Annotated in this window: 19 protein-coding genes; 7 read left to right on the forward strand and 12 right to left on the reverse strand. The window is 37.0% G+C overall.

Annotated elements, in window-relative coordinates; genetic code table 11:
• The first annotated feature begins 110 nt into the window (after window positions 1–110).
• Entirely contained in the window at window positions 111–1,583 is a 1,473-nt protein-coding gene (locus VIO64_RS17305) for a radical SAM family RiPP maturation amino acid epimerase (RefSeq protein WP_331920533.1), read from the forward strand.
• A gap of 48 nt (window positions 1,584–1,631) precedes the next feature.
• A complete protein-coding gene (locus tag VIO64_RS17310) occupies window positions 1,632–3,665 on the forward strand; it encodes a RiPP maturation radical SAM C-methyltransferase (RefSeq protein WP_331920535.1) in 2,034 nt (677 codons plus the stop codon).
• Window positions 3,666–3,742: 77 nt separating this feature from the next.
• Here VIO64_RS17310 and VIO64_RS17315 read toward each other — a convergent pair whose 3' ends face one another.
• A complete protein-coding gene (locus tag VIO64_RS17315) occupies window positions 3,743–3,943 on the reverse strand; it encodes an asparagine synthase (protein ID WP_331920537.1) in 201 nt (66 codons plus the stop codon).
• 173 nt (window positions 3,944–4,116) lie between these two features.
• Between VIO64_RS17315 and VIO64_RS17320 the strand changes: the two genes are divergently transcribed.
• Both VIO64_RS17320 and VIO64_RS17325 read left to right on the forward strand, forming a co-directional pair.
• The gene (locus VIO64_RS17320) at window positions 4,117–6,927 is read left to right on the forward strand and encodes a methyl-accepting chemotaxis protein (protein WP_331920539.1); all 2,811 of its coding nucleotides are present in this window, start codon (window positions 4,117–4,119) and stop codon (window positions 6,925–6,927) included.
• Between the two features lie 214 nt (window positions 6,928–7,141).
• Window positions 7,142–8,509 (forward strand): sialate O-acetylesterase, encoded by a 1,368-nt coding sequence (locus tag VIO64_RS17325; protein WP_331920541.1) that lies wholly within the window; start codon window positions 7,142–7,144, stop codon window positions 8,507–8,509.
• Window positions 8,510–8,600: 91 nt separating this feature from the next.
• On the opposite strand, the gene VIO64_RS17330 is transcribed toward VIO64_RS17325, so the two are convergent.
• A complete protein-coding gene (locus VIO64_RS17330; protein WP_331920543.1) occupies window positions 8,601–10,151 on the reverse strand; it encodes a glycosyl hydrolase family 18 protein in 1,551 nt (516 codons plus the stop codon).
• A 434-nt stretch (window positions 10,152–10,585) separates the two neighbouring features.
• Between VIO64_RS17330 and VIO64_RS17335 the strand changes: the two genes are divergently transcribed.
• Window positions 10,586–11,182 (forward strand): copper amine oxidase N-terminal domain-containing protein, encoded by a 597-nt coding sequence (locus VIO64_RS17335; RefSeq protein WP_331920545.1) that lies wholly within the window; start codon window positions 10,586–10,588, stop codon window positions 11,180–11,182.
• 73 nt (window positions 11,183–11,255) lie between these two features.
• On the opposite strand, the gene VIO64_RS17340 is transcribed toward VIO64_RS17335, so the two are convergent.
• From VIO64_RS17340 to pdaA, 10 genes are all read right to left on the reverse strand, one after another.
• Window positions 11,256–12,689 (reverse strand): S-layer homology domain-containing protein, encoded by a 1,434-nt coding sequence (locus VIO64_RS17340; protein WP_331920547.1) that lies wholly within the window; start codon window positions 12,687–12,689, stop codon window positions 11,256–11,258.
• 637 nt (window positions 12,690–13,326) lie between these two features.
• On the reverse strand, window positions 13,327–13,944 hold the full coding sequence (locus VIO64_RS17345) for a hypothetical protein (RefSeq protein WP_331920549.1): 618 nt from the start codon (window positions 13,942–13,944) through the stop codon (window positions 13,327–13,329).
• A gap of 134 nt (window positions 13,945–14,078) precedes the next feature.
• Entirely contained in the window at window positions 14,079–14,846 is a 768-nt protein-coding gene (locus VIO64_RS17350) for an energy-coupling factor transporter transmembrane component T (RefSeq protein ID WP_331920551.1), read from the reverse strand.
• Window positions 14,830–15,666, reverse strand: coding sequence for an ABC transporter ATP-binding protein (locus VIO64_RS17355; RefSeq protein ID WP_331920553.1), 837 nt, complete (start codon window positions 15,664–15,666; stop codon window positions 14,830–14,832). The genes VIO64_RS17350 and VIO64_RS17355 overlap by 17 nt, the downstream gene beginning before the upstream one ends.
• A 55-nt stretch (window positions 15,667–15,721) precedes the next feature.
• Window positions 15,722–16,564, reverse strand: a complete 843-nt coding sequence (locus tag VIO64_RS17360) for an energy-coupling factor ABC transporter ATP-binding protein (RefSeq protein WP_331920555.1) — start codon at window positions 16,562–16,564, stop codon at window positions 15,722–15,724.
• Complete coding sequence (locus VIO64_RS17365; RefSeq protein ID WP_331920557.1) at window positions 16,561–17,124, reverse strand: tryptophan transporter; 564 nt, start codon at window positions 17,122–17,124, stop codon at window positions 16,561–16,563. Before VIO64_RS17365 ends, VIO64_RS17360 begins: the two co-directional genes overlap by 4 nt.
• Window positions 17,125–17,394: 270 nt before the next feature.
• Window positions 17,395–18,630, reverse strand: coding sequence for a phenylacetate--CoA ligase (locus tag VIO64_RS17370; RefSeq protein WP_331920559.1), 1,236 nt, complete (start codon window positions 18,628–18,630; stop codon window positions 17,395–17,397).
• A gap of 47 nt (window positions 18,631–18,677) precedes the next feature.
• Window positions 18,678–19,259, reverse strand: coding sequence for an indolepyruvate oxidoreductase subunit beta (locus VIO64_RS17375; RefSeq protein ID WP_331920561.1), 582 nt, complete (start codon window positions 19,257–19,259; stop codon window positions 18,678–18,680).
• Complete coding sequence (iorA, locus tag VIO64_RS17380; RefSeq protein WP_331920563.1) at window positions 19,256–21,043, reverse strand: indolepyruvate ferredoxin oxidoreductase subunit alpha; 1,788 nt, start codon at window positions 21,041–21,043, stop codon at window positions 19,256–19,258. Before iorA ends, VIO64_RS17375 begins: the two co-directional genes overlap by 4 nt.
• A 318-nt stretch (window positions 21,044–21,361) precedes the next feature.
• A complete protein-coding gene (gene pdaA, locus VIO64_RS17385) occupies window positions 21,362–22,291 on the reverse strand; it encodes a delta-lactam-biosynthetic de-N-acetylase (protein WP_414705305.1) in 930 nt (309 codons plus the stop codon).
• Between the two features lie 365 nt (window positions 22,292–22,656).
• Here pdaA and VIO64_RS17390 point away from each other — a divergent pair, with 365 nt between their 5' ends.
• Window positions 22,657–22,842 carry an N-acetylmuramoyl-L-alanine amidase gene (locus VIO64_RS17390; RefSeq protein WP_414705306.1) on the forward strand — a complete coding sequence of 62 codons (186 nt, stop codon included), beginning with the start codon at window positions 22,657–22,659 and terminating at the stop codon, window positions 22,840–22,842.
• Window positions 22,843–22,948: 106 nt separating this feature from the next.
• Window positions 22,949–23,803, forward strand: coding sequence for a divergent polysaccharide deacetylase family protein (locus tag VIO64_RS17395; protein ID WP_331920565.1), 855 nt, complete (start codon window positions 22,949–22,951; stop codon window positions 23,801–23,803).
• The last annotated feature ends 61 nt before the right edge of the window (window positions 23,804–23,864 follow it).

Genomic DNA, 23,864 nt, shown 5'->3' on the forward strand with positions numbered 1-23,864 from the left:
TATTAGTAAATCTACTGACACAAAGTCGACATCAGCCAATACAGCTGATGTCGATTAGTTTTACCAAATCATGATAATTAAAATATTATAAGTCTGGATGTGATAATAAAATGTTTTCCAATGCTGAAAATGCCGGGATACACCCACTTTTAGACAGTTCTAAAGATGCTGATACAGCTTATATAAAACAGGTAAGTGATATAAAAAGAGTATTGGAACGTTGGACAATGGATGAGGAATTTCGCAAAAGCTTTAATAATGATAGCATCAAGGCACTAAGAAATCTCAATGTCTCTCTGAATCCGGACGAAGTTCTTCCGTTTATTGATCCCAAAAAGGCTGCTGAGCTCCATGAAGCAGAAAAAAACAATTGTGACCAAAATTTTCCCATATCGGTAAGACGGTATAGAGCCTTCATAAAAGAAAAAATAACCACCCGACAAAATATCAGATATGACAGTACACCTAGTGACATAAGCTTTTCAACTTGGAGAAACAGACAAATAAATCGCTGCCTAAGCGAGTTGGGCTATATGAAAGCTGAAGCACTGGTACACAGCCCCATTACTATTGAGCTTAATACAGGCTGTTCTGTAGGATGCTGGTTTTGTGCTTTATCGGCAAAAAAACTGGAAAAAGTATGGCAATATAATGATGAAAATGCAATGTTGTGGCAGGAATGCCTGAATGTATTAAAAAAAGTTGTGGGTAATGGTGCCAAATATGGAGTGTGCTATTGGGCCAGCGATCCTTTTGATAATCCCGATTATGAGAACTTTATAACAGACTTCTATAATATAATGGGAAGATGTCCCCAAACTACTACAGCTTTATCTACGAAAAATATTGAACGAACACGGTCTTTTCTTAAGCTTAGCCGTCGTTTAAATTCTCATATAGACAGATTCTCTATTTTATCTCTTGATATGTTGAACAAAGTTCACTCAGCTTTCACGCCTGAAGAACTTCTCAGAGTTGAGCTGATACCACAGAATATTGAATCTGAAAGTAGATACAAAAAAGCAAATGCAGGCAGGGCAAGAGATATGGAAGGCTCAAACAGACTAAAGGAAAAAGTATCCGATGAAGATAATGCTTCTACTATTGCTTGCGTATCAGGGTTCAAAATTAGTATGCCTGAAAAAAAGGTCCAATTGATTACACCATGCCGTGCAACTAAGCAATACCCCAATGGATATTGGATTTTAGATGAAGGCAGTTTCAACACCTCCTGTGAGTTTAAGGCACTTTTGGAAAGAATGATAGAGGACAATATGCCAAGATGGGTGGGGGCAAATCATAAAATATCACTAAGACCTGATTTGCAAATTAAAGAGGAAGAGAGCTATTTTATAGTATATTCCAAATATGTAAGCTACAAATTTGATAAAAATCCATATTTGGGCAGATTAAAAGAACTGATATCACAGGGGGATTACTCGGCAGCTGATATAGCTTTGGACCTGGAAATCAATTGTAAAGCTTCTTTGGAAGATGTTTTTAACACATTGAATGAATTTTTTATAAATGGATTTCTGGAAAACAATACATATTATAATTTCAATAAAGAAAATGCTGTGTAGGCAAATTGAAAGTGTGCCGCAGCCATCTGCAGGAGAAAGGAGGGTTTGATGAGTACAAACACGAATAAATATTATGATGTATGCTTCGTAAATATGCCATATGCCAGCCTCCCCAGGCCTTCAATAGCCCTTGGTTTACTGAAATCAATACTGGAGGATGCAGATATTGGGTGCAGGATTGTTTATGCAAATTTACAGTTTGTAACTTCAATTGGTATGGACAGATATAATTTATGTGCTGAAATGCTTCCAAGTGAACTTTATTTCAGCGACTGGACCTTTTCAAAGACTGTGTTTCCCAATTTTGAGACTGACGAAGAGACCTATCTTGAAAAAGTAATTGCTGTCCTGCCATACCCAATCCTCAATAGCTATTTTAAGCGGAATAAAGATGAAATTAAACAGTATCTAAAAGATATAAGAGAAAAAGCTTCAGAATTTGTAGACAATCTTGCAAAAAATATACTTGAGAACTCACCCAAAATAGTTGCATGCACTTCTACATTTTTTCAACATTTATCCTCAATAGCTCTTTTGAAGAAGATACGTGAGTTGGATCCTTCAGTTATAACTGTGATGGGAGGTGCCAACTGCAATACAACAATGGGAATCACCACTCACAAATCATTTCCATGGATAGACTATGTTTTTTCAGGTGAATCGGATGGAGTTATTGTCGATGCCTATAAGAAAATGTTGAAGTTTGGGAGAAAAATTGATGGGTCTGAACTACCCCTAAATATAGCAGGACCCTGTGATCGCACAGACAGCTATAACCGCTTAAAAAACGATAGGGGATATATGGAAAACCAAGAATTTCACAATCTTGACTCTCTTCCTCTGCCAAGTTATGATGAATTTTTTGAGGAAATTATTAATTCAGGATTGAATAAAATTATATCACCCGGACTGTTGATGGAGACCTCTAGGGGCTGCTGGTGGAACAAATGTAAGTTTTGCGGCCTAAACTGTGCAACAAAATGCTATAGGATTAAATCACCTGAGCGAGTCTTAAATGAGATAAAAGAGCTGGAGAAAAAATACTGTATAAACAAGATAGAGACAGTGGATAATATATTATATATGGATTTCTTTAACAATGTTCTTAAGGAACTCGCAATGGACAAAGAAAAGCATTACCTTTTCTTTGAGTCAAAAGCAAATCTTAAAAAAACTCATCTCCTAAGTCTAAAAGAGGCAGGTGTAATATGGCTGCAACCTGGAATCGAAAGTCTTATGACAAATGTGCTTAATATAATAAGCAAGGGAGTATCCGGCTGGCAAAATATCCAACTCCTCAAATGGGCACGAGAGGCTGGTATACGATTATCCTGGAATATACTCTGGGGCTTTCCCGGAGAAAAAGATGAGTGGTATGAGGAAATGGCATCAATGCTTCATCTCCTTGAACATTTACAACCCCCAAATGTTTTTTTACATGTCCGAATACACAGATACAGCCATTTCTTTGATAACGCCGATAAATACAACTTAAAACTCAAACCTCTAAGTTCCTTATCATATATTTATGACTTACCTCCAGAGGCTATCAATGGCCTTTCCTACACATTTATACCCGAGGGCTGGTTCAATGTTTTCGAGCACCCCTTAAGCGATCAATATAGGGATAGGCCAGGTGCTTACAATGTTGCAAAAAAGGTCATGGAGTGGAAAATAACCTTCTGGAATAGGGTTTCACCAATATTGGGAGTTGAAGATGATGGAGAGATATTGAACTTTATAGATACAAGAAGATGCTCCTCGCAATACAGTTATAAACTTACGGGATTTGAACGCCTAATTTATCTTGTCTGTGAGGATGCTCCCAAAATTCAAAATGTAGAAGCGGTATTGAAAACAAAATATGACATAGAATTGGACGAAAATGAAATTAACGATATACTGAACAGGTTAAAGGCTTTAGGGGTAGTTCTTTCAATTGACGGTCGTGTACTGAGCCTTGCAGTGTGGGGGAGTATTCCAAGATTGCCTTCACGTAAGGATTTTCCAGGCGGTACAATAGAGTCACAACTGGAGAGCTATGCAATGACAAATAGAAAATCCTTATGGGATTCTATGTAGTATAAGCACGATCAAAAATAACTTAGTAATTAGTAAATAGATAAGGGAAACGCCTCCCTTATCTATTATGTCAACTCTTAGTGCCGGTTACGGTGTTCAATAAGATCTATGGCTCCTAAAACCACATGGGCTAAACCAAATCCTGCAACTCCCCATGCAATATTTGAGGCCATTTTCTTTGAAGCCATTTTTCTTGCTGCCATTGGTTTTAACGATAGCCCGGTTGCTGTTACAACTGTTCCAAGTACAGTAGGTATCAATCCTTCACGCATCTTCATAGTAACAACCTCCCCATCAATATAGAGTTCAAACTTATTTTGCCTTACTTTATATTTTTAATTCCAAGGAAATAATGGGCATTATCTATTATTCAGTTTATTTATAATTTATCCGATATTTATATATATAATTGTTTGGCAATTAATTATGTAAATAACAGGAGGCACATTCTATGTATTTTATTAGAAACATGAAAATCGGTACAAAAATAACACTTGCTGTAACATTTATTATGCTTATCGCTTTTATCACAATTGGGGTTATTTCTTATTCCAGTTCTTCAAAAACCTTGCACAACGCTTTGGAAACCAACCTTAAGAGCAATGCCTCCGATGGAGCCGAAATTGTTGCCTCTGAGGTTAAAACTTTGTTAAAGGATGTTGAAGGTGTTTCATATACTACTGAAATACAATCAATGGACTGGGCATTACAAAAAAATTTACTCATGGATTCAGTAAAAAGAATGGGATGCTTAAGGATGGGAGTAACCGACCTAAACGGTAAGGCTAACTTTACAGATGGAAGTACTCCTGATCTCTCTGATATGGACTATTTTAAAAAAGCTTTACAAGGTACTACAAACATAACAGATCCGACACACAGTAAAATTGATAACAAAATGGTTATTGTAATAGCCACGCCTATAAAAGATATGAGTGGAAAAATTATAGGGGTACTGGTTGCAACTCATGAAAATACAGTATTTAGTAAAATAATTGACAAAATCAAAATAGGTAATGAGGGATACGCCTTTGCTATAAACAAGAAAGGAATAAAAGTAGCACATGTTAAAAATGAGCTTGTTGTAAACCAGGATAATGATTTCGAGAATATAAATAAAGATCCCAATCTTAAATCCCTTGTTGATCTTGAAAGAAGAATGATTAATGGTGAAAAAGGCTTTGGCGAATACTTTTACGGCGGGATAGATAAATTTATGGCCTTTGCACCCATACCAAATTCAGAGTGGTCAATCGGTTTAACGGCTCCAAGGGACGAGTTTTATGCTGGCCTGTATGATCTGAGAACAAAAATTGTTGTTGTTACCTTCATTTTTATACTGCTTGGTATTGGTTCAAGTTTGCTTATTTCAAGGTTTCTTATTACTAACCCTATTCGAAGACTTGTAAGGATATCCGATAAATTAGCTGTTGGTGATACAGATGTAAGCATAAAATCTGACAGTAAGGACGAAATCGGAATTCTTATGGCTTCCTTCGCCAATATAGTGGACAACACAAAAGAGCAATCGGAAAATGCACATAAAATAGCAGAGGGAAATCTTGATATAGTAATAAACCAAAGATCGGAAAAAGATATTCTTGCAGGAAGTATGAAGCAGGTTGTAAACACTTTAAAGGATCTCATAAATGAAACAAGTATACTTTCTAAAGCAGCTGTTCAGGGTGATCTGTCGGTTAGAGGAAACCATAGCAAGCTTAAAGGTGGATATTCTGAGATTGTTAAAGGAATAAATGACACGTTGGATGCTGTTATAGAACCTATAAATGAAGCATCAATAGTCCTTGGTAACATGGCTGTAAATGATTACTCCCTTGAAATGAATGGAAAATATCAGGGAATGCTTAAAGAGTTTTCTGAAAAAATAAACCTTGTGAAAAGCCGCCTTGTGAGCGTACAGGATATTGCAATCAGAGTGTCAAAAGGAGATATAAGCAGGTTGGATGAATTCATCAAAATCGGTAAGTATTCTGAAAATGATAAGCTTGTGCCCTCTTTTATAGAAATGATGCAATCCATACAGGACCTTATGAATGAGGTTGAACATATTACAAATGCTGCTTCAGAAGGTAACCTTGATATTCGTGGTGATGAATCAAAATTTGAAGGTGGATATAAAACCATAATTGCAGGGGTTAACAATACCCTTAACGCTATTGCTGCACCTCTTAATTCTGCTCTTAAGGTGCTCTCTAAAATGGCTCAGAACGACTACACGAATGATATTTCGGGGGACTACAAAGGTTCCTTTCATGAGCTTGTAAGTGCAATAAATTATGTACAGATGACTTTAAGCCATGTTCTAAATGAAATAAATGACGCAGCTAGACAGGTAGCTTCAGGCTCAAAACAAGTATCCGATTCCGCACAGGCATTATCCCAAGGTTCTACAGAGCAGGCAAGCTCTATCCAGGAACTTACTGCTTCTTTAGAAGAGATCTCAGCACAGACAAAACAAAACGCAGTAAGTGCAAACCAGGCAAATGACTTGGCACTTTCGGTAAAAGAAAATGCTATTCAGGGAAATAGCCAAATGAGGGGTATGGTTCAATCTATGGATGGAATAAATGAGGCATCAAGCAATATTTCAAAAATCATAAAAGTTATAGATGAAATTGCATTCCAAACCAATATACTTGCACTAAACGCTGCTGTAGAAGCGGCAAGAGCGGGTCAGCACGGAAAGGGGTTTGCTGTGGTGGCAGAAGAGGTTAGGAATCTGGCGGGAAGATCTGCAAACGCAGCAAAAGAGACAACTGTCCTTATAGAGGGGACAATAAAAAAAGTGGAAGACGGTACCAAAATTGCAAACGATACTGCGGCTGCATTAAATAGTATTGTGGAGGGTGTAACCAAGGCTGCTGAGTTGGTGGGACAAATTGCCAAGGCTTCAAACGAGCAGGCAACAGGTATTACACAGATAAACAGAGGAATAACACAAGTATCCCAGGTTACTCAGATCAATTCAGCTACATCTGAAGAAAGTGCTGCAGCAAGCGAACAATTATCCAGCCAAGCTGATTCACTTAAAGAAATGGTTGGAAAATTCAAGCTTAAGAAGGGGAATATGCAGGAAAACGCATTTGAATATCAAAACCCTTATGCATTTGAGATGCCAGATGATGATTTAAATATAAAGAAATCTAATGGAGAAATAATGAATCAGAATAGAAAAAAAACCGGAGGTTGCGGTGTTAAAGCAAAAATTATATTGAGCGAAAACGAGTTCGGTAAATATTAGGCATTGATAACCTTTCAATGTAGTAAAATTCAGGATGGCAGGTTGACATTTGAGTTTTTCCATGTTTTGTTTGAAACGCATATTCAAGTTTGATAAAATATAGATAATCGCCTGTAAAGTTTTATAAAAGACCGCTTTATAAAACTAAATTTACATTTGATTATCTATATTTTTATTTTATAAATATATAATTTTATTTTCAGGGGGAATATTTATGTGCAGTTCAAAAAGAAAGAACCTCAGTTGCCTAGTAATCTTTACTTTGGCATTAATCATTGGAACAGTGTTTTTACAAAACATTGTGAACGTCTATGCAGCAGGTTCCTACAAAATCTCAGGATACATTCAGCCGGATTTTTCAAGCTCATCTTCTTCAAGCTTAAACTCAGCAATTTCTGTCATTATTGATGGTACAAGCTATAAGGCTTCTACTGATTCCAACGGGTACTTTGAGATTAATAACATTCCTGAAAGCCAGTATGTTCTTAAGATATCAAAAACAGGCTTTCTAACGAGAACAATCTCAGGTATAAAGCTTACAGGCAATATAGTTATCGGTTCTTCCGCAGCTCCAATAGCACTTTGGGCTGGAGATGTTCCTGTAAACGGTCAGCAGGATAATACCATAAACATGGCTGACGTTATAGAAATAGCTAAGAAATTCAATTCAATATCAGATGACGGCAAATACTCTGCTGATCTTGATCTCAACAAGGACGGCAGTATAAATATGGCTGATATAGTGATAATAGCAAAGAATTTTAATAAAGTAGATACCAGCTATCCGGTAGTAAATATACCTGTTCCTTCAACTTCTCCATCTGCAACGCCCAAGCCCTCGGGTGCACCATATAAAGTTTTCCTTCTCGCAGGTCAATCCAACATGGCCGGGATAGGTATGAATCATGAATTAACTCCTGAATATAAAGAGCCTATAGAGGGTGTAAAAATATATGCCTCAGGCACAGTAGACAATGGTTTTGGAGGAAGCTGGGGCACATTAAAGATAGGTTACGGCGGCGGTTCAGGTTGTTTTGGACCTGAATTGATCTTTGGAAGGGATATGGCCAGACTATTACCTGACAGTAAAATTCTATTGATTAAGGAAGGATGGTCAGGAACATCATTGAGCGGAGACTGGCGTCCGCCAAGTGCCGGTGGTACAACGGGAAAATTGTACACCAGCTTTATCACAAATACCAAAAAAGCACTTGCAGCATTAAGTCCCGGAACTCAATATGAAATTGCAGGAATGTGCTGGATGCAAGGTGAATCCGATGCATGTGCACCAAACATAGCCAGTGATTATGAAGGAAACCTTACAGCATTTATAAATGATGTTCGTAAAGAACTAAACGTACCCAACATGCCTTTTATAATCGCAATGATTGACGATTCAAGCAGCTGGCCATATAATGAGACAGTACGCCAGGGCGAAATAAATGTATCGAAAAAAGTTCCCTATGTCGGGATTTTTGATACAAAGGATCTCGATACCGATGGAATGCATTATAAAACTCAAGGGATGCTGGATATGGGGGCGTTATTTGCCAAAACAATGTATGAAATGCTTCAAAAGTAAAATTATTTTAATAAACTATAATCCCTAGACAATAACAAAAAGCGAATGATAGCTTGTCATCCGCTTTTTGTTATTTAATATTAATAATTTCCTACTTGAGGACATTGTACAATGAATTTAAAAGCACTCTATTGGGGTCCTGGCTTAGTTCCCAAACCATGCCGCCAGCCAACCCGTTAGTCTTTATGTATTGAGCCTTCGCACCTATTGAATGTTCATCATCATAGCTTATAAAGGTTGTACCATTAAAAAGCCAAGGTACCATCGACTGTGATTGGTAATAGCGTACAAACCCTGGTGCATTTAAATATTTTGATGCTATACTTGCATAACTTAAAGACGCTCCGCCTGAGTAAAGCTGGTACAATCCATTGTTAGTATTGTTAACCGCATCGTACCTGTAACCATAGAAAGGAATGCCCATAACCAATTTTCCTTTAGGAAATCCTGCATTTAACCATCCTTTAATAGCTGTATCAACACTTATTTTATATTGGGGAGAGTTATCACTGTTATTGTATAGAGGTGCATTAAAGTCACTGTAGGTATCCCATGTCCCGTGAAGATCATAGGTCATAATGCTTGCAAAGTCCAGGTACTGGTGAAGAATTCCTAATTCAGTATTGCTGACATAAAAGCTTCCTGCACCGCCTGCAATAGTAAGCAAATAATGTTTTCCATTCAGTGCTTTTTGAGCATCAAGTTTATTACGGAGTGTTTTTAATAAAAGGGTAAAGTTTTGCTTATCTTCAGGCCTCTTTACATTGGAAGCCATACCACCGCCCACAGGATACTCCCAATCAAGATCAATACCGTCAAATCCATATTTTAGTATAAAATCAACACAGCTATCTGCAAACGCAGCCCTTGATGCTTCAGTGAGAGCTACATCTGAAAATTTTCCGGACCATGACCATCCTCCAACAGCAATCAATGTTTTTAAGTTGGGGTTCAATGTTTTAAGTGTGTTTAATTTGGTGAAATTAGCTGGATCTATGTCCGGATAGCCTAGAGCGATTTTAAGATCATTACCAATATTTGCAAAGGCATAATTGATATGTGTCAGCTTGCTTGCATCAATTTTGTCTGGAGTAAAACCACTATACGCTGCCCATGCTGCATAATATCCAACTACCTTGTTGGTATTGCCAGGAGATGGAACAGGGGTAGGGTTAGAAGTAGGTACTGGTGTTGATGTTGGTGTTGATGTTGGTGTTGATGTTGGTGTTGATGTTGGTGTTGATGTTGGCGTTGGTGTACTTGCGTTTATAGTTGTTATTCTAATGATATTGCTTGAGTTCGAAAGGTTACCTGCAGCATCTATGGCTTTCACATAGAACTCGTATGTGGTTGCAGGACTTAACTCACTAACTGTATATGTAGTTGATGAAGAAGCTCCTATGTATTTACCATTTATATATACATAGTAGGAAGACACCATATTATTATCTTTTGAAGGATTCCATGCCAACGATATTGATTTATCATTTACAGTTACAGCTCTCAAGTTTGTCGGCGAAGAAGGAACTACCGTATCCTTTTGAGGTTTTGCAGCAAACGAGATATTAACCAAGGACGTAAAAACCATCATGAAAGCAATAATCATACAAATCCAATCTTTTTTAATGCAAAGCTTGTTCATAATTTAACCATCTCCTGTAAATTAATTTTTTAATCCTAAAGTTTTAATTTTGAGAAAGAAAAAAGTGTAAAATGAAAGATATTTATTCCGAAGTAGATTGAAACTTATACTATAGATCATAACACATTATGTAAACCATTAATATAGTCATATAGTTCTAATAGCATAGGTCCAATGGTTCCAATGGTTCTAAAAAAATTTTTGTTTCACTCCACGCAAAACATTTCCTGGTATAACTAACAACTTTCCTTTTACATGTGAAAATTTGTAGTGTACTATAGAATAAAAAGCTATTTTTAAATAATATATATTGGTGAATTTTAAAACCGCTATTAACTCAAAAAGGTGTAATATAAAAGCTACTCTGTGGAGTTCTGTCAGATTCGACAGGCACTCTGGATATTAATTTGTTTTAAGAAAGCGAGTTGGTCTTTGTGAAAAAATTTATATCAATGATATTAATTGCAATTATGGTATCAACCATGAATTTTGCATATTATGTAAACGGTAGTTCTATTGAAAACAAAATTATTTTACGTATTGGTGAAACTGAATCTATTGTAAATGGTGTAAACAAACCACTTGATGTTGCTCCATATGTAGACAAAAAATCAAACAGAACTCTTGTTGCATTAAGATTCATTGCTGAAAATTTGGGCTATGAATGTTATTATAATTCAAAAAATGAAATAGTAACATTGATTAAAGCAACTTATAAACAAGAAATGGGCAGGAATTTAATGGAAGGTGTATTTTTGCAAAAATCAGAAGCTTGTGCAGTATCTTATTGGGATAATTACAATGCTGATGCATCAACACCGGAAACCAGACTTAATTATTATACTAACTACATAGATAGGCTTCCTAAAAATGATCCAAGTTTAAAGATTGTGAATTTCAAAGCAGTTAATTTAGACCAAACTCCATTAGTTGTTAGTGAAAGAATAATGGTCCCATTAAGATTTGTAGCTGAAGCTACAGGTAAGAATGTCAGTTGGAATGACAAAACAAAGGAAATTACAATTCAATAGCCGCAAAACTGTTATCCCCCCAATCCTTATGAATTGGGGGGATACGAAATCATTAAAAGTTTACTGCTTTAAATTATCTTGGCACCTCCAAATACAGTGCGTTGCCGGCAATTTTTTCACTTCCGTATACATTGGTTACGCTAAAATAATACTTTTTACCCGGTTCAAGATAACCTCCAAAGTCACCTCCGCTGTATTCTTTCGAAACGTCTATTGTATAAGATGTACAGTCCTTATCTGTAATATAAGCCATATAGCCGTCTTCGGGATATTTAGGGGCAGAATTGCTTTTTGAAATTACAACCTTATAGTAGGAAAAATCAGAGGCATAAGTAGGCTGCCACTTTAAAGTAATCTTGCCATTAGCGACACTTGATTTCACAATGGGTTTAATGTGTGAATACTCTTTATAGGTTTCAGTTTCCTTTTTGGGAACAGTAAGGTATACAGCATTTCCGGCCACTTTTTCATCCGAATATATACTGGTTACACTAAAGTAGTATTTTTGCCCTGCCGCAAGCTTTCCGCCAAAATCACCGCCGTTGTATCCGTTTGACACATCTATTGACTGTGAAGTTTTATTCCTGTCACTTATCACAAACATATAACCGTCCTGAGGGTATCTAGGATATGGATTGCTTTTTGAAACAACAACTTTATAATAGGTAAATCCATTACTATCAGCCGGTGTCCAGCTTAACATTATCCTGCTTCCGTCAACCTTGCCTGTTACAACTGGCTTCTTGTGTGCCGTTACAGTTTCTATTTGGCTCATCTCAGGTTCTTGCTGCTTGCTATTATTTTCATCATCGGGTTCTGAGTCATCATATGTAATTTTCTTTTCTTTGACTATATTATATAAAAGAACTGCAGCTTCAGCTCTAGTAAGCGGGTTCAGCGGTCTGAATGCTTTTTGATCACTGTTTTCTACTGGATTACCCTTCATTATTCCGTTTTTTAAAGCAATCGCAACATATTTTTTAAGAGCGGGGGAGATGCTGCTGCTGTCATTGAATGCGTTTAAAACCTTTTCATCCACAATTTCACCTGTTAGCTTAAGTGCCTTAACCAGTGCAACTGCCATATCTTCTCTGACTGCTTCGTTATTTGATTTAAAATAATCTCCTTTTGATGTTCTGAAACCGGTAAGGTAATATTTTGCAGTTTCCACATATTCGTACTCCCAGCTGTCTTTTGATATGTCTACAAATGTGGGCTCAGCAGCGTTTTTTAATGGAAGATCGAGTGTTAACACCATAATCTTTGCAAATTCAGCCCTCGAAATTGTTTTAGCAGGTTTAAAAGTACCGTCATTGTAGCCTGCAAGTATTTTTTGGTCTACCATCCATGAAATAGCTTCATAAGCCCAATTACTGCTGTCAACATCTGAAAAAGCCTGGGTTATCTTGGTTTCAGCTGTATTTTCCTCAGTATATACAAAAATGGAAGACTGAAGAATTAACATAATTATTGTCAGAAGTACTATGGCTTTTTTACTTTCCCTCATAATTTTTCCTCCTCATTATTGGTTGGTATTGGTTAATACTAAATTATTCGACATATTATTTTTTTTTAATAAGGGAAAGCAAAAAATTATTAAAACTATATATTATTTTAAATATATATCGGAAAATTCTATTGCAACTGCCTGCCTTGATAACGAACTGTCTAGCTGGCCCAAAGCGTTCAAATATGAGCTTTTCTTTTTCTTTGATTATTCCTATACCTTCGTCTTTTATGATTATAGAAGCCTTATTTACAAGAGATATTAATATATATTGACTTTCCTTTTGGTGTAAACTTAATTGCATTTCATAACAGATTTAGCATTATTCTCTCATATTTTTCTTCATCAAGCTATTTCCTCACACTCTGAATCAGAAGAGAACTTTAAACTAACACCTTCTTGTTTTGCGTATAGATCAACTGATTTTGTAATAGCACTTGTGAGAAACACAATATCCAAATTTTTTTTATTACATTTAAACTGACCAGCGTTATACCTTGATATATCTAGAAGATTATTTACAAGTCGGATCTGTCTAAATGAATTTGTCCGAATTCTTTGCAAATGTTTTTTACATTGCATGTCACTTCATGTCCATAAATAGATTCAATGGATTGTAGTGCAGCATTTATGACCGTTAATGGTGTTTATGTTCAGTTATATCTTGAATAAGGCAAGCAACCTGGCCTTGCTTTGGGGAAAAAGTACTAATTGCAAAATGCCTGTCCAATCCATCAGAGAAGCCTTCAAAAGCTGTAGATTCACGTGTTAGAGCCACCTTAGCAAAAGAATCTATCCACGAGTTTGGAATATATAAAGTCTCTTGCATGGTTTCCCCTACAATCTGTTCATTCTTTAAGCCAATGACCTTTTCCAACGCCGGATTAGCATCCAGGTAAAGGTAATCAGCAGGCTTGTCGGTTTTGTCACAAATGATTTCAGCAAGAAATAAAGGGGTAGACCCATTCCCAGAGAGCCTTGCAGCTTCAGGATTGAAATCACGATAGGCTAATAGACGAAGCTTACCGCTTTCCCCACATTTAGTATAAAACATTTGCATACTGGCATAATCTGAGTGCATGATTCGCATTGCAGTATCAATAATCCTTTCGTAGAGTGCTTGAGTGTTGCCTTCACAAAGGAACTCAACGCTTATACTTTGCAGAAGTTTTTGATCATCTAGCTCTTCTTGAAGTTGTTTCTTTTGTTCTTCTACTATAAGAGACTTCTCTTTTAGCAACTCATTTTGAAGCAAATATTGATAGGACTTTTGACAATAGCTGCCATATCACTTGGATTGTATGGAGCATCCTGGGGGAGGGAGGAGAGTCAAAGATATAAATGCAGCGTTTTAGAACAAGCTTTATATTATTTTGCAAATCTATTAACTTATAACATTACAATTAAAACTATTGCAGCAGCAAAAGTGACAAGTACGGCAAAATCCGCTTTTCTCATTACAATCTTCCTGTAGTAGGACCTTGGACCTGATGCAAATCCTCTTGCTTCCATGGATATTGCCATCTTTTCCGTCTTTTTAATGGATGAAACCAATAAAGGTATTGCTAGTGGAATTACAATTATCATCTTTTTAAAAGGGTTTTTAGTGTCGGAATTGTAACCCCTGGACATCTGAGCCTGCATTATTTGCTCAATTTCTCCCATAAGCGTTGGTATAAACCTTAATGCAGTTATAAACATAAACGCATATTTGAAAGGTATTTTGAGCTTTTCTACAAGGACCACAACTAGGTCTGTCATGGGAGTTGTCATCATAAGTATGGGAATTGTTGACACTGTAGCTACCATCCTGAAAGACATTACAAGGCTTAAGCTGAGTCCTACATCAGTAATCCTTCCGATGTTTAGAAAAGGTATGGCATAAAGCAATGTTTTACCGTCAGATACAAAGAATATCTGAAAGAGTATCAATAGAAGTGAAAATAAAAACAAAGCCTTTATTACAGGCAATACCTGCTTTATTATTCCGCTTGCAACAGCTACCAATATATTGGAAAGCAGAATAATCAGTATTGGAAAGGGACTACTGAAAAGAAAGCTTGTGATAAGCACTGCAAATGTCCATAAAATTTTTGTAATAGGGTGGAGTCTGTGTATAAAAGAGTCTTTTTGAATATATTCAATCATTGCAGGCATTTTGTTCACCCCTTATATATGAAATAATCTCGTTAAACATTTCTTCCACGGTATAGGTATTCTTAAAGAATCCCTTCTTTTGAAACTTCTTTGCCAGCAGATATGCCTGAGGTGGCTTAAGGTTTGAAAGTGCCAGGCTTTCTTCCTTGCTGAGCACCTCTTCGGTAGCTCCGTCCTCCAAAACAGTTCCTTTCATAAGCACAATAACTCTGTTGGCATATTGAGCCACCAGCTCCATATCATGTGTAACCATAACAATGGTTTTACCTTTTTTATTTAGCTCCTTTACAATTTCCATAATTTCCAGCCCTTCACTGTAATCTTGGCCTGTAGTAGGCTCGTCAAGGACAAGTATGTCGGTTTCCATAGCCAGCACCGATGCAAGTGCAACCCTTTGACGCTGTCCCTTGCTTAAAGAGAATGGATCGTGTTTTAGGCACAGCTCCATGCCTACTTTTTTTGCAGCATTATACACCAGCCCTTCTATTTCGCCAAGTGTTTTGCCTAGATTTTTCAAGCCGAAAGCTATCTCATCATAAACTGAGGAACAGAAAATCTGATGATCAGGATTTTGAAACAGGAAACCGATTTTTTTAGCCAAAACGCTGGTTTTAGTTTTGGAGGTATCCAGCCCGCATATTGATATATTACCTTCTGTAGGCTTTAAAAGGCCATTCAGGTTTTTTAAAAGGGTTGTTTTCCCGGCACCGTTTTGGCCTATTAGTGCTGTAAACTCACCGCTTTTTATATTGATATTCAAATTTTTAAGAACTTTGTTACCGTTTTTATACTGATAACTTAAATTATTTATTCTGATCATATATTTACCGCCTTTTTATTGATGAAAAACGATTAACCTTTTAAACCAATGCTTTTTACATTGATAAAACCTTGCTCACCATCAGATGTGCTTCCTCCACATTTATAGGAAAATCGCCCTGGTATAATCCTGCTTTCTTCAGCATGTATGCAAGTCTTGTAACAGGTGGGGAACTGACCCCAATCCGCTGCAATGTCTCCTGATCGGCAAGCACAGACCTTGTAGGACCGTCTAAAAGGATATTTCCTTTTTCCATAATAACAATCCTTGAGCAGTATTCTGAAAGAAGCTGAATCTTTTGCTCAACAACAACTATGGTAATGTTGTATTCCATGTTCAGCTTTTTTAAGGTGTTGAATATATCAAGGCTGCCCTTGGGATCCAATTCGGATGTGGGTTCATCAAGCACAAGTATCTTCGGGCGAAGTGCGATGGCTGAAGCAATAGCAACTCTTTGTTTCTGACCGCCAGAAAGCTGTGAGGTGGAATAATTCCGCAAATCCGATATACCTGTCATTTCCAGGCTTTCTTTTATCCTTGAAGCAATTTCTATTCTGGGAATGTTGAGGTTCTCAAGTCCAAAAGCTATTTCATCTTCAACACAGGTTGATACTATCTGAGCTTCCGGGTCCTGGAAAACACTTCCCACCGAATAAGCAATCTGGGCACAATCTTTTTCAACTGTATCCTTGCCGTCCACTTTAACTTCACCGTAAAAGTCGCCATGGAGGAAGTGGGGGATAACTCCGTTCAAGCATAATGTAAGGGTTGACTTACCGGCACCGGTAGGACCGGCAATACCCACAAACTCACCTTCAGAAATGTCTATATTAATGTTGTTAAGAGCTGGTTCCTTGGTATCGTTATAGAGAAAGGACAAACCTTTTATATTGATCATTCCAAATCCTTCTTTCCGGTAGCGATTTTAACAGGATAATAGATAAGCTGTGCTATGACTGTGTTTGCAATTGCCGTAACAATTACAACGGTAAGTAATCCCATCAAGGCAGGATTCTTTGGCGTCTCTACAAACAGTATGAGGAATTTCAAAATCGAAACATAAACCAAACCGCTGGTCAATGTACCAAAGAAGGCAATAATCGCAGGCTTGAAGGAAACTTTATTGACCATAGCTTTAAACGGAAGCTTCATCATAGTAAATACCACCAATGCTGCCACAGGCTCACTGATAAAGTTGATATAGGGAATCATTGATTTGGTTGTAAAGTGGCATACCGCAGCAGCCACAAGGCCTATAAATATAACTTCAATAAATTTGGGTCTGATGAGGAATATTGCCATACAGTACATTCCGATTATAAAATTGGGTGTGATACCGAAAATAGGCGGTGTAAAAAGCCTTAATACTGCACCTGCAGCAAGTAATACGGCAACAAGGACAACGTCTGTCGCACTTAAACCTTTTTTGACAACCTGTCTTTTAATAGCAGTTTCCATAAAAAAACAACCTCCAGAAAATATATTGAAGGTTGAGTATAGAGAACAACTTTTGCAAATTACTTTGGGATTTTGTGTCCTTAACATAAATAAAACATAGCCCTGGATTAACCTGGCTATGTCAATTGCTAGTCAATTACACTTTTCAGGCTCATCTCGTCTCGTCTAAAAAATCTATTCTCTTCTCAACTCATCTAACATTATATTAACATGTAATTAGCTTAAAGTCAATCCTGCGACCAATAAAGCCAAATGGCTATTGATAACTGTTTACTGGTATCTGCAATCCAAAATCCTTGCACTCTTCTTTTCACTTCTTGGCAGTTCACCAATATCTAAAACTTCGGCTTCTATATGTATTCCTACTTTTTTCTTAAAACGATCGATAATTATATCCCTTAAGTTGTTATTTTGAGAATCTTTCTCTTTTTCAACCCTCAGGGTCATTTCATCCTTGCCGTTTATGTGTCTTATCATCACTTGGTATTCACTGCTCGCTCCCTCAATATCCCTAAGGAGTTCATCTATTTGGCCGGGATAGATGTTTACCCCCTTAACCTTAACCATATCATCTGTCCTTCCAATGATCACATCATGCCTTGGATAGGGGGAACCGCAGGGACACTCTCCGGGTATAAGTCTGGTAAGATCACGGGTTCTGTATCTTAAAAGGGGAGCCCCCTCTTTTTTCAAAGTGGTTATGACAAGCTCACCGTATTCTCCTTCTTTAAGGGGCTTGCATGTAACAGGATCAATTATCTCAAAATAGAGAAAATCATCCCAATAGTGAAGTCCTGTGTGACAATCACAGTCTAATGAAATTCCGGGTCCATAGATCTCTGTAAGACCGTAAATGTCATAAATGTCTATATCAAGCTCATTTTTTATCCTGCTTCGCATTTTTTCCCCCCAGCGTTCGGAACCTATAACACCTTTTTTCAGGTGAATTTGGGGGCGTATTCCTCTTTTTTCAACTTCTTCTGCCAACACAAGTGCGTAGGAGGATGTAGCAACAAAAACTGTTGATTTTAAATCCATCATCATTTGAAGTTGCTTTTCAGTGTTCCCAGGGCCCATTGGAACAGCCATGGCACCTACTTTCTCAACTCCTGCCTGAAAACCTATTCCCGCAGTCCAAAGTCCGTAGCCTGGAGTTATTTGCACCCTGTCCAAAGGAGTAATCCCCGCAAGCTGAAAGCATCTTGCCATCATTACTGACCAATCTTCAATATCTTTTCTTGTATATGGTATTATGACAGGCTTACCCGTGGTACCCGAGGAAGAATGGATTCTGACAACTTCCTCATCTGGGACAGCTTGAAGCCCTAATGGATAAGCATCTCTTAACTCATCTTTGGTAGTAAAAGGCAACTCGCTGATATCTTCCGGTGACTTTATGTCATCTATACTTACTTCGGTTGTTTTAAACTTGTTTTTATAGAAAGGACTGTTTTCCGAAAGCCTTTCCAAGAGCTCTTTAAACGACTCAAACTGTTCTCTTCTCATCTTATCTGACTCTCCTATTCTATTATTTCAATAATATACTTGTATATTTATACAAATGACGCTCCAATATTGAAGGCCTTTTCATTGAGCTCTACATACTTTGGAGAAACATTTTCACCTATTGTATTTAAAAGATCCTCCTTGGAAAATGGAAGGAAGCCTGCAGCTGCAGCTACCCCAAGAAGTACCGTATTCAACGCTTTAACAGAGCCTGATTTTTGGGCTAAATCATATCCGTCAACCAATATCCTATGAGATGAATTTTTATTAATGAACTCCAAAATTGGTTCAACCTCGTAAGAAACGGTATTTAATGAAGCTGTAACAGGTTTGATTATTCGTGTATTAACAACACATTTGCCTTCAGGACTTAGCCTTGCAATACTTCTGGCCGCTTCTGCCGGCTCAAAGCCTATTAACAAATCTGCTTCACCAAAGGGAATTACAGGGCTTAAGTTTTCATCTCCAATCCTTACATGGCTGACAACACAGCCTCCTCTTTGAGCCATACCGATTGTCTCAGAGGTTCGAGCAAAATAACCTGCCTTTATGGCTGAAGCTGCAAGGAGCCTTGATGCAAGGACCGTTCCCTGACCTCCGACTCCGGCAATTAATATATCAAATTTCATTTTTCAGCACCTCCTATAGCATCTGCGGAACATATCTGGGAGCAAAGTGTACATCCATAGCATAAGGACTGTTCTATTACGACCTTGCCTTCTATGATACTCATTCCGGGACAGCCTATCTCACGGATGCACTTTTTACATAAATTGCATGACTCATTCACAGCCTGTATGTTGGTCTGCTTTTGCAATGCAATACATGGGGCTTCAAAAATCACTACAGAAGGACCGTTATAGGAAATATTTTCCTTAACTGCATCAACAGCCTCTTTTTGATTTAAAGGGTTGGCTTTTGAAATCTGCTTTACTCCGCAAGCCTTAACCATACTGTAAATATCAATCTTTTCCGAAATATTTTTCATCATGGTTTTACCTGTTCCTGGGTGGGGCTGATTACCTGTCATGGCAGTGGTACTGTTATCTAAAATTACTACGGTAATATCGGTGTTGTTGTAAACTGCATTTATTATTCCAGGAATTCCTGTGTGAAAGAATGTGGAGTCTCCAATAAAAGCAATATGCTTTACATCCGGTTCAATTCTTTGCAAGCCTTGAGCAATTGTAATACCGGCTCCCATGCAAAGGCATGTATCAACCATATCAAGAGGCTTTGCATTTCCAAGGGTATAGCAACCTATATCACCTGAAAAAACAGCCTTTTGATTTTTCAAAGCGGTTTTGACAGCATAGAAGGAAGCTCTGTGAGGACACCCTGCACATAAAACAGGTGGTCTTACAGGAAGCTCAGGAGTAGGAAGGGGTTTTTTAACCTCAGTATCAATTCCCAGAAACTTTGACACAGCACCCTTGACAAGCTCGTAGCTGTATTCACCGGCATAGGGGAGATGTCCTGTCTTTTTACCCAGTACCCCAATTTTATATTCGTTTAACGCCTTTAGCTCAAGAAAACTTTCTTCTATAACTGGATCCAGCTCTTCAAAGATCAGTATCTCATCAAGTCCGTCAATGAATTCTATCCCTAGCTTCTTAGGAAACGGATAGGGAGTGCCTATCTTCATAAGCTTTATATCCTTATCTAATGATGTAAGAACATCCTTAACATATGCGTAGGCAATACCAGAAGCAGCAATACCCTTATTTCCGCTTCCTGTTAATTTGTTATAAGGGAAATCTGAAAAAATATCACTTATCTTAGTTTGCAATTCTTCAAGTTGGACATGTTTTCTATAAGAAAGACTGGGGAATATTACCCATCGTGGATCTTTTACAAATCCCTCCGGCTTGTGTCTTTCGGACAGTTCAGGAATCTCAAGAGTGCTACAGGAATGGCATATCCTGGTGGTAGGCCTGAAAAACACAGGAAGTCCTACCTGTTCAGAATGCTCAAAGGCCGATTGTATCATCTCGAACGCCTCTTCAGGGGATGAGGGATCAAAAACCGGCAAGTTGGAAAAACGGGCAAAGTGCCTTGTGTCCTGCTCTGTCTGGGAAGAAAAAGGACCTGGGTCATCCGCTACAAGGACAACCATGCCTCCTTTTATTCCAATATATGAAAGGCTCATCAGAGGATCTGAAGCTACATTCAAACCAACCTGCTTCATGGTAACAAGTGATCTTGCACCTGCATAAGCAGCTCCGGCAGCCACCTCCAATGCAACCTTTTCATTTACCGACCATTCTACATAAATTTCTCCTGGATTGTTTTCTGCAATACTCTCAAGGACTTCGGTGGAAGGGGTTCCAGGATACCCTGAAACAAAATTGACACCTGCTTTTATTGCACCAAGGGCAATGGCTTCATTACCCATTATTACTTTTTTATACATTATGATGACCTCCAAAAAACTTCTGCTAGTCCATATGAAAATTATAAGTCAAATTTCGTCGAAAGTAAAGCTTCAACTTGGCAGACCGCCTTATATAAGCCAATAAACACTACCCCTTGTAATCCGGACCTAAATACTTCATTCAAGGCTATTGTTAAGAGTGAGAAGGGTAAAAAAATATTCCTGGATAAGTTAGATATAATTTTGCCTCCTGGAAGTGGGCAAAATCTGATCATACATCCGGGAATTATTGTATTAGTTTGCCTATTAAGTTTTATATAATATTGAAAGAAATGGTCATTGTATTGATTGTGACAGCTAAGGTGCCTTTTTACATAAATTATTTATATTTCCAAATTCATAACCATTCTCTCTAGCACTTTTTATAATACTGTCAAGTGCTTCTGCATTATCCTTTGACACAGCATGCAATAATATTATTGCACCATTATGAATATTTCTCATTACTATATTTTTTGCATAATCAGGGCCTCTTACCCTATCCCTGTGCCAATCCTCATAAGCAAAGCTCCAAAAAAGGTTTGTATAACCAAGTCTTTGACTTATTGAAAGAGTTCTTTCGCTGAATTCACCCTTTGGAGGTCTTAAATAAGTCATATGCTTCCCAAATATTTCATTGAAAATCTTATCAAGTCCTAATATTTCCTCCTCAATCCTTTTGTCATCAACTTCCGGCAAACTAGGATGATTTATAGTATGATTTCCCACTTCGTGACCTTCTTCCACCATCCTCGTAACAAGGTCCTGATGACCTTTTAAATAAGGCCCGGTAATAAAAAATACAGCTTTTACATTATTATCTCTTAAAACATCAAGAATTTTTGGAGTATAGCCATTTTCATAACCCTCGTCAAATGTCAGGTATACTTCCTTTTTGCTCGTATCTCCCAGGTAGAAACCTCCATATTTAGAAAGCAGCTCAGGTGCTCCAGGGTCTGCCTTTGGCGGTTTATTATCAGGGCTTCTCAAAATTCCCCACCCAAGGGTTTTGTTATTAAGCGGCTTAATATCTTCTTTTACTGACAAATTACTTTGTAAATCCTTAATTTCATAGCCAAAATCCTCAGAGAGCCTTCCGGTTATCTCATTATCAAAACTAATGTTTCCCTTGAACTCGGAATATGCTCCTGTATCTGAAAATTTTGAACATCCTCCTAATACCATTGCTATCATTACTAAAGAAATACCTAATAATAATATTCTCTTCAATTTATATTTAAAACTCATTCACAAATACCTCCCTGCAATCTTGCCGTAATTGTTGGATTGCTTCAAATCATCATATTGCATTTTTTGTTCACTCCCATCGGATTACTATCAAATATATATTCAATAATGCACTAACTTATTATTCCGGTTTAAAAATAAATATTTTAAATGGAATGCTCTCGCTATACTTAGTATCATCATATTTTAAATTTCAAAGAATAAAATATATATAGTTATAAAAGTCAAGGAATCAAATGTGAAAATTAAAATAAAAACTTTTAGTAAAAAAGTTTTTCTCAAATCAGCTTTGATTATGTTTTCAACGATATTTATACTGTCTATTAGCTATTTTAAACTTTCTAATATTAAAACAGATTCATTCAATGCCCCCCCATAACAGAGTTATCGTTATAGATCCCGGACATGGTGGAATTGATGGAGGAGCTTCAATCAACAATTTACTGGAAAAGTATATAAATTTAGACACCTCCCGTAAGATTAAAACTGTACAGGAAGCTTTAAATAGCATGGTTATAGACGATAAAAAGAAAACAATTCATGATCCATAAAAAATTGATACCCTGTACTTGCTTAAAAATAGATGAAAGGGTATTTAGCCCATAAGTTTATAAAGCTTGAATAAAAAATAATTTATAGAAAGTGAGATTATATACAATGAACAAATTCAGCATATTAATAATCGTTACAAAAAGAGCTTTTTCAATATTTCTTATACTTGCAATTATTACAGTTTTCGGTATTGCATTTATCTGCAATTTTATGGCAAATAATTCTCGAAAGCAAGAACTTTCTAGATCTGTTAATTCTATTGGTCATGGTAACTCCAATTCACTAATTCAAAAAGCTAAATTAGCAATTATAATTGATGATTTCGGGCAAAATCGTAAAGGTGTTGATGAGATGATGTCAATAAACAAACATCTAACATTTGCTGTAATGCCTTTTCTTACATATACGAAAACAGATGCTTTAAATGCACATACAAAAGGATATGAAGTTATTGTTCACCTTCCGCTAGAAGCAAACAGTGCTCCTTTAAAATGGGTTGGGCCTAAACCAATATTAGCAAATATGCAAGTTAATGAAATAAAGCAGGTTACATTAGATGCTCTTGAGGATGTACCGTATGCGGTGGGAGCTAATATTCATATGGGCTCTAAAGCAGGAAATGAAAAACATGTAGTATCAAGTATATTGGATATTATCAAAGAGAAAAATATGTTTTTTGTAGACAGTCGATCGGAAGATCATCCAATTGCAAAAAAACTAGCCGATAAAATAGGTATTATTTGTCATGATAGAGATGTTTTTTTAGATGGTAAAAAACCAAAATCTTATATAATTGAGCAACTGCGGAAGGCTGGAGATATAGCTTTAAAAAATGGCAAAGCAATTGCAATCGGGCATGTTGGAACAGAAGGTGGGCAGATCACAGCAGAAGCAATTTCCGAGATTATACCTGTATTGGAAAGTAATAATATACAACTTGTATTTGTTTCGGAACTTTGATTATATCAATACTTCCTATATATATCATTTTTTAAGTTTAAGAGATTAATTTTTTGCTAAT

Origin of the sequence: Pseudobacteroides sp. (assembly GCF_036567765.1) — a bacterium.
Classification (GTDB): domain Bacteria; phylum Bacillota; class Clostridia; order Acetivibrionales; family DSM-2933; genus Pseudobacteroides.